The 2,400-nt window shown below is 73.6% G+C and carries 2 protein-coding genes; both read right to left on the bottom strand.

The genetic code is table 11. The annotated features are described in order from the left end of the window. The coding region (locus tag HMPREF0731_RS20135) for a malonyl-CoA decarboxylase (protein ID WP_007006063.1) at nucleotides 1-1,458 on the bottom strand (1,458 nt) is incomplete at its 3' end. Between the two features lie 142 nt (nucleotides 1,459-1,600). Next, nucleotides 1,601-2,278 carry a GntR family transcriptional regulator gene (locus tag HMPREF0731_RS20130; RefSeq protein WP_040614208.1) on the bottom strand — a complete coding sequence of 226 codons (678 nt, stop codon included), beginning with the start codon at nucleotides 2,276-2,278 and terminating at the stop codon, nucleotides 1,601-1,603. Nucleotides 2,279-2,400: the final 122 nt, after the last annotated feature.

Here is a 2,400-nt window from a genome sequence, read left to right as displayed (position 1 = left end):
CGGCAGCAGGGTGCGCCCGGAGGCGGCCGCCGGCGCCGGCAGGCGCGGCTGCGCCAGCATCGCCTCCACCGCCGCCGAGCGGGCGATGCTGCCGGAGCGGGTGAAGGCCTCGTGGTTCGCCTCGATCCGCTCCGGGTCGTAGAGGTAGTTCACCATCACGCCGAAGGATTCCTCCATCCCGCGCGGCGCGGTGTTGCCCAGCCAGTTGATCCGCTCCAGCTGCGCGCCATTGCCGAGGTGGAAGCGCGCCACGGGGTCGATCGCCCCCATGCCGCTGTTCGGCCGGGTCAGGTATTCGGCGACCAGCCGCAGCAGCGGGGGACGCAGCGCCGCCTCGCGCTTCCTGTCGCGCCACCATTCGCCCGTGGCCACCCCCTCGACCAGCGCGCCGGCGTGCGGCGCCCCGGCCTCGGCGCTCTCCTCCTGCGGCGCCGGCAGCAGGGCGGACAGCGCGCCGCGCTCCTCCGGCGTCAGGGCGTTGCCGTCGCGGTCCAGCTTGCGCTTCAGCCAGCGGCGGAAGCCCGGCACCGGGGAGAGGGTGGAGAATTGCGTCAGCCCCGGCAGCTCGGCCTTCAGCTCCTCCACCACCTGCTTGATCAGGAAATTGCCGAAGGAGATGCCGCGCAGCCCCTCCTGGCAGTTGGAAATGGAATAGAAGATCGCCGTGTCGAAGCCGGGCTCGGGCATGGGCGCCGGGTCGGCGGAGCGCGCCAGCAGCGGCTGCACCGCCGAGGCCAGGCCGCGGACCAGCGCCACCTCGACGAAGATCAGCGGCTCGCCCGGCAGGGCGCGGTGGAAGAAGCCGAAGCAGCGGCGGTCGGGCGCCAGGCGGCGGCGCAGATCCTCCCAGCCCTCGATCTCATGCACCGCCTCGTAGCGGATCAGCTTCTCCAGGATCGCCGCCGGCGTGTCCCAGTCGATGCGCCGGAGCTCCAGGAAGCCGCGGTTGAACCAGGAGGTGAAGAGGTGCCGCAGATCGGTGTCGAGCGGCTTCAGGCTGGCGTCGCGCTTCAGGGTGGAGAGCAGCTCGGTGCGCAGCGCGACCAGCGCGGCGGTGCCGCCGGGCGCCATGTTCATCCGCCGCAGCAGCTCCTGGCGCGGCGGCTCGGCGCATTCGAACAGCGCCATGGCGCGCTCGGGCGAGGCCTCGGCCAGATAGGCCTCGGCGGCGGCGCGCAGCTTGGCCGTGTCGGGGGCGAAGTCGCTGGCCAGGAAGTGGCGGAAGGCGGCGCGGTCGCCGGCCGGCAGCTCGCCCAGCACCTGCAGCAGCTCGCGCGCCACGGCGGCGCCCGAGGCCTCGCCGCGCTCGGAGAGCAGCGCCTGGGCCAGCAGCCGGGCGCGGTCCAGCGGCGGCGTCGCCGCGGTCGGCACATCGGCATAGGGGCGGCCGCGATCGGCGATGCCGGACCACAGCCGCTCGACCCAGCTGCGCGCGCCGAGGGTGATGGACAGGGCCATGGGCGTTCTCCCTCTCTGGTGGCGGTCCCGTGCGGGGCGGGCGGGCCGCCGTCTTGCGCCAGTAGAGCGCAGGATGCGGCCTGCGGGAATGAAAAATATGCGGAGCGGCGAATGGATCAGGGTTTTGTATGCAGAACCACGATCACCTCTCCGGCTCGGGCGCGAAGCCGCCCTGCACCAGCCGCGCCAGCGCCGCGCTGGCCGAGAGCATGTGCGCCCGCATCAGCTGCGCCGCCTCCTCCCCCGCGCCGCGCAGCATGCGGTCCAGCACCGCCTGGTGCTCGGCATGGGATTGCTCGATGCGCCGGTCGCCCCGGTATTGCGCGCGGCGATACGGGGCGAGGCGCTGGCGCAGCGCCGCCGCATGCGCCGCCAGCATGCCATTGTGCGTGCCGCGATAGATCAGCTCGTGGAAGCGGCGATTGTAGCTGTCATAGGCCTCCAGCGCGCCCGGCGCCTCTTCCGGGCGCGGTGTGAACTCGGCCTGCAGGCGTTGCAGCGCGAAGCGCTCGGTGGCCGTCATCCGCCAGGTGGCGAAGCGGGCGCACATCGCCTCGGTCTCGGCCAGCAGCTCGAACAGCTCGCCCAGCTGTTCCAGCGTGACGCGGGCGACCCGCGCGCCGCGCCGCGGCACGATCTCCACCAGCCCCTGCGCCGCCAGCTCGCGCAGCGCCTCGCGGACCGGGGTGCGGGAGGCGCCGAAGCGCTCGGCCAGGGCGCTCTCGTCGATCTCGGCGCCCGGCGGCAGCAGGCCGGCATGGATGTCCTCGGCCAGGCGCAGGCGGATGGTCTCGGCCAGGGTGGGGGAAGCGAGGCTCATGCGCGCGATGCTGCGATGCGCCGCCCGGCCCTGCAAGGGGCGAACCCGCCGCGCGCCGGGCTGTTGCTTGAGGCAGGACCCCAGCAGGAGACACGCCATGCGCAACCCCATCCTGGCGCTCG

Source organism: Pseudoroseomonas cervicalis ATCC 49957 (assembly GCF_000164635.1).
Lineage (GTDB): Bacteria > Pseudomonadota > Alphaproteobacteria > Acetobacterales > Acetobacteraceae > Pseudoroseomonas > Pseudoroseomonas cervicalis.
This window is presented reverse-complemented; position numbering and strand designations above follow the sequence as displayed.